The 5,492-nt window shown below is 51.7% G+C and carries 4 protein-coding genes; 3 read left to right on the forward strand and 1 reads right to left on the reverse strand.

Annotated features, from left to right (window positions below; genetic code table 11):
• The coding region (locus HOK28_08035; protein MBT6433023.1) for a hypothetical protein at nt 1-2,097 on the reverse strand (2,097 nt) is incomplete at its 3' end.
• A 167-nt stretch (nt 2,098-2,264) separates the two neighbouring features.
• Here HOK28_08035 and HOK28_08040 point away from each other — a divergent pair.
• The 3 genes from HOK28_08040 to HOK28_08050 all read left to right on the forward strand — a co-directional run.
• Nucleotides 2,265-3,998 (forward strand): hypothetical protein, encoded by a 1,734-nt coding sequence (locus tag HOK28_08040; protein MBT6433024.1) that lies wholly within the window; start codon nt 2,265-2,267, stop codon nt 3,996-3,998.
• A complete protein-coding gene (locus tag HOK28_08045) occupies nt 3,995-5,104 on the forward strand; it encodes a CDP-alcohol phosphatidyltransferase family protein (protein MBT6433025.1) in 1,110 nt (369 codons plus the stop codon). The genes HOK28_08040 and HOK28_08045 overlap by 4 nt, the downstream gene beginning before the upstream one ends.
• Nucleotides 5,101-5,492: hypothetical protein (locus HOK28_08050; GenBank protein ID MBT6433026.1), on the forward strand; the 392-nt coding region annotated here is incomplete at its 3' end. The genes HOK28_08045 and HOK28_08050, both read left to right, overlap by 4 nt.

The following is a 5,492-nucleotide window of genomic DNA, read 5'->3' on the forward strand; positions in this document are numbered from 1 at the left end:
CTTATCCGTGTAGCAATCAACGAGTGGCTTAAGATCTGCAGGTTCGGTCATCATGCCAGAACTGTCTAGAAATGCTTGAATGGTGCCGAGCTTAGCAGTGTCTATACTGCCAAAGAGTGCGGTGAGTGTTGCACTCATCGAATGCCACTCTTCGATTCGTTCTCGCTTCTGGCTGACTTGAGTTTCCCAGCTCGCGGGCTTGTCCGACTCCAGTGACCCAATATCCTTCTCAACCTCGTCGATTTGGCGCGACGCCCACGCCTTAACGGAGCGTTGTTGGTCCGCAATAGAGTAGTATTGCTTGTAGTCAGACATGGTTTGGATTGGGATGCGTCCGCTGGCCAGTTCATGCTGCCACTGGCTCTCTTGTTGAATGCCGCCTGGGTGACCCCAATAGCGTCGCCGGCCATTTTTAAAACCAAGGTCGATAACGTTTTCACCTACGTAACCGATGTTAACGCCTTCAATGGATACGGCGTAGTTGTGGAAGTAGCCGTTGTTACCTGCGGCCGATTCACCCGTGACATCGTTCCATGCGCTTACCGGTGTCTCATTGGAACCAAAGATATTATGCCGGCTGACGGTAAGCGAATACTCCATGCGAGGTAGAGGCGTCTCTGTTGAGTAATCGGCCCAGGATAAGCTTGGGTTCGTTTCTTTGGAAGCATTGAAGCCGTCGATGTATTCCCGCGCAGCTTGTCTTGAAGAAGCATCCTTAGCGAAGAGCCGGTTGAACCGAAAAGTGCCTTCACCATCGCCATATTCAGTTCGGTAATACTCTAGGAGTCCATTGAGTCGCAGCATCGTTCGTCCGTGAGCACATTCGGTGGTGTACTTGCTGGAGCCAGTTCCCAGGATATCTCTAACTGCGACGTCCGGCGTTACGCTGCTTTGAAGCTCCCAGCTAATACTGCCTGAGGTGGTCTTGCCAACGCTCCATACACTTTCATTGACTCGCTCTGGTGCACCGCGCCCGGTAGAAGAATTCCAGGCCGGGAACCGCATTCGTTGATGGCTTGGCTGCGTTGCGTACTGCTCACACACTGAAGCGGTCGCCATGTTGAATTTGACGAGTCGTTTGAGTTCATTTGGGAGCTTGTCGTAGCGTGTGGTTTCGGTTTTCCCTGTTGAGTTGAGGTACGTGACAGTATCTGAATCGTTGAGGTCTCCATCGTGGTTGACGTCGGCGAATATCATTCCCATGCGCAATACAAACTGCTGCTTTGCTTTGTCCATGTTTGTGGCGCCGCTTAACCCGAAAGCTTTGGGCGCGGTTAATGCTGTGGCCTGTGCATTAAGAACTTTAGCTTTGAGCCCAACACCGGCTAAGCCGACTTCCAGTTCATTGGCCGTAAGGTTGGCGGTTAGCGCATTGAGAATTGTCTGTTGGGTTGAGTTTGGAATGAAACGTTGCAGCGTCAATGCATGGATGTCGTAGTTTCCATTCTCAGTAACATCGGTCGATAAATTTTCAAGTAAGCCCGACCAGGTACTGATGGCGGGAGATGAAGCGGCGAAATCGGTATCTTGATTCACGCGGGCCAGGACATCGGCAGGCAGTGGCGTGCTTAGTTTTGCAGTTTCCTCGATGAGCCCTTTCTTTTTGAGGCGAACCATCACCGATGCTGCAAAGCGATTCTTTCCGTTGGGGCTGGTATCGCCGGTAACCTCGAGCGCGTCTTTAAACGCATCACTCGACCCGTATCGGTCAAACATCTCAAGGTCGTTTTTCTCGGTCTCTAATTTCCCTTGGAGGTCATGTCCGAGTCGCTGGACTTTTTCCATTTCGTTCTCGTTCAAGTAGTCCACTAAAAATGGAATGCCGAGCGCGAGGAACCCCAATATCTTTTGAAGAAGAGACCATTCATCCGCTTTCTCAGCCTTTGCAATAACGTCCGGCATCTCAAGGCATAGCTCACGGAGTTCGGGCCTCCTGAGCGAACCTGGATTTGTCTCAAGGCGCGCCGTGATCTCATCCAGTACAGCATGCGCCTGCTCAAAGTCACCTGAGTCGACGGCTCTTTGTAGAGACGATGCGGTAGCAGACGCATATTGTGGAGAGGCAATCGGGCTTGTCGGTGTGTCTATTCTTGGCATGGTTGTCTCCGTGGTCTGTTTTATTGGCTGAGTAAGCTTGCCGATACTTGATTATTCTCGGCTCTTCTGGGCAATTGTTGCTCCAAAGTGTTAAAACTTTGCACTCATGGAAAATGTTATTGATTCCAGGTGCTTGCCGGGTAAAACAGCTGACGCGGAGAGTGGGCTTGCCGAGTGACCAAGAGAAACTGAGCAATAAGGCGCTCTTAGCTCGTGTGATGATTGTGTCTGGGCTTTTGCAGGCTCTGATTCTGCTGCCCTCACAAGCGCTACCACTTGGCGATATCAGTGCCGTTGGGGCAGGCAAAAGAGAAATTTTTGCCAGGTTGTGGCTGAGCGCCGAACTTCTCGTGGGCGTCTCATTGATGTTCGCATTGGGCTTGAGAAAAGCTCGATGGCTTCAGCGACTGGTCGCGGTCTGCTTGAGCGCCTCGTTCGTTCTCGAAGTCTACGATGTGTTTATTCTCCGGGCGTTCTCCCGGATGCCGGTTCTTTACAACGACGTGCTCCTGATCTGGGATGGCTTGAACCTTGCTCTCGACCTCTTGCCCGGTGGTGCATTTACAACCTTTGTCTTAGCTGCAGGCCTCAGCTCACTTTTACTGTGGGTGAACCTCAAAGCCTTGTCTGTAATGTCGAAGTGGCACCAAGATGCCACATCGCCTGTTTGTTTAAGGGTTTGGGTCATTGTAAGTATTCTATTTTGCGGACTTATCGCGGAGCGCAGCCCGGTACTTCGCGATGCGCTGGTACAGTCTTCTTTTGCCCGGCTAAAGGCAAATGCAGTTCGCTCAGTTGAGATGCAGCACGCGATGCAAGCGCTGGCATCAGAGCCAGAAGCGCCAAGCGTTAAAGACCAAATGGCACCCATTCAGCTTCAACAAACGCCCGATATTTATATTCTGGTCGTGGAATCGTATGGCTCTATTTTATTCGAAAACAAATTGCTGCGTGAGGGTCACCAAGCATTGATGGATAACATGTCTGGGAGCCTTAAGCGCTTAGGGTATCTCACGCACAGCCAAGCGAGTATCTCGCCCGTCGTTGGAGGCGCGAGCTGGCAGGCCACTTCAACGCTGCTAAGCGGTATTGAGGTTAAGAATCAGCATCTCTACACCAAGCTCTACGAATCAGGCGCATACGGCCTCCCTGGGTTTCTTGGGGAGCGAGGCTATACGACCTGGGCAGTGCAGGCCGGATATAGAACGCGTCCCGGACGCCCGGTGTCCAATCCCTGGGGCTACGACCATACATTGTATTTCGCCGACTTGAATTATCATGGAAGCCGCTGGGGTTGGGGTGTCGTTCCCGACCAGTATGCGCTTGGTTTTGCCGCTGAACGAATTCAGAACGAAGCGTCGAGTCCCAATCTTATGATGTTTACTGGCGTTTCCACTCACGTTCCTTGGAATCCGGGGCCGGGTCTTCAAAAGGACTGGCATAGCTTGGGGGAGCCGGCGAATGGAACCGCCGATGATGGTGGAGTCTGGTCAAAATTGAAAGCTCGGTTGTCTGGGCAGCCGCAAAACTGCATCAGCCTAGAATGTTTTCAGCGCGCTATCACTTACGAGTGGGGGGTCATTCTTAATTTTATCGAGAGTCTAGAATCTCAAAACGCTTTGATTGTCATTGTGGGTGACCATCAGCCGCCCGTACTGCCAACAAAAGACGCTGCCGTACCCATTCACTTGATCAGCAGAGGCGTTCAAGGGCTGGACAGCCTCACGGAATTCGGCTTTGTCGCGGGCCTCAAGCCTGGTTCTCGAGAACCTCTTTACCATGAAGGGTTGTTTAGTTTGCTAGCACAGTTACTTTCTTACGATCCCGGTAACGAAAATGCGGCAGTCGGAATTTATAAACCGCGTGGTGTGTCGCCTGCCTCGCTGCTGAGATTACCATGAACAGCGAGTTCAATGGGCAATATCTAAACGACCACTCGCTGAAGCTGAGCCTTGTCGGGGCCATCTTGCTGGGCGTTTTGGTTTTATGTTCTATCTTTAGTCACTACGGTAGCTACGAGGGTCTTTACGCTTCCCTGTTCTATGCTTTTTATCTTAGTGGCTGGTGCTGGGCGAATTTACATTTTCACGTGGGAACACAAGGTCCTATAAAATCACTGGGAGGAGGGTTTTGGGTCACGTGGATGCGGGGCCTTGCAGTGGCCTTCCTTTTTGGTGCTGTTTCTTGTTTTGCGACATTTGAAGGCGAACCGTTTATCTTTTTTGGCGCCTACGGCCTGGTGGCTATCGGCGATGCTCTGGATGGCGCGGCGGCCCGGTGGACTCAAACAGTTTCAGCTATGGGTGCAAGGCTCGAAAACCAGGTGGACGCCATGGGTATGTTGGTGGCCAGTATTGCGGCAATATTTATTGAAACGTTGCCGCCGTATTATTTACTACTGTCACTTGTCTATTTTCTTTTTCATTTTGGCATGTGGTTTCGAGAGAGAATGGGGCGTGAAGTTTTCCGTGACAGGATGATGCAAAGCTTGCACAACCGCTACTTTGCAGGCGTTCACATGTGCCTTCTGACGGTTGCGTTGTATCCAGGGGCAGCCAGTGAGATTCTGTCGATTATTGCGAGCTTCGGTTTATTCTTGCTTCTTCTGTGTTTTGTTCGAGATTGGCTCTACGTAAGTGGTGTGGTCCAGCCTGGCGATGCCCGCGCCAATCTTGGGTGGTCACGTACCTCGCGTTTTGCCCGACACTACGGCAGCGTGGGTGCCCGAGTCTTTATTGGGGTGATTTTGGCACTTGGTCTCTATTCGTCTTTGCCATGGTGGTTGAGTGCGCTTTGTCTCCTAACAGCACTGGGCCTCTTTGCCCGAACCTTAGCCTGGCTATGTTTGGCTTATTTGGTTTTAGGCAATACCCCTCTCGTCTCTATGGAGATATTTTTGCTGACCGGAGCGCTGACGTGGGTCGCATGGCTGGGCAGTGGGCTTTGGTCTATCATGAAACAAGACGATGCTCTTTATTTCCGAACCATGGGTGTGAATAAGTTATGAAGACTTTTTGGGCCCTAGGTATTTCGCTTGTCGCGTGCGTTATGGTCAGTATCACCCAAGTGGATGTGGCTCACTTTAAGGCAGCGTGGACAGCGCTCGGTGAAATTACCGCAATGGATGCGGTGACGCTGGTTGCGTTGAATCTATTGATTCTTATTGCTCTCGGTGCCCGAGGTTTTATGCTCATCCGGGCGATGGGCACGGCGGTCGGCTTTCTGCGCTGGCTACAGGTGAGGCAGCTCGCATTCCTTGTATCCATTAGCACACCAGGGCCTCAGTTTGGCGGTGAACCGGCGCAGGTCTTGGCCTTAAAGCAATGCGGGGTCGATTCTTCTCGCGGGCTGTCTATAACCGTCGCCGATAAACTCCTCGACCTTATTCTCAATAC

The organism is Deltaproteobacteria bacterium (assembly GCA_018668695.1).
Taxonomy (GTDB): domain Bacteria; phylum Myxococcota; class XYA12-FULL-58-9; order XYA12-FULL-58-9; family JABJBS01; genus JABJBS01.

Excerpts from the sequence above, each read along its gene's own strand:
- HOK28_08045 (MBT6433025.1), top strand. The coding sequence starts at position 3,995 with ATGAACAGCGAGTTCAATGGGCAATATCTAAACGACCACTCGCTGAAG.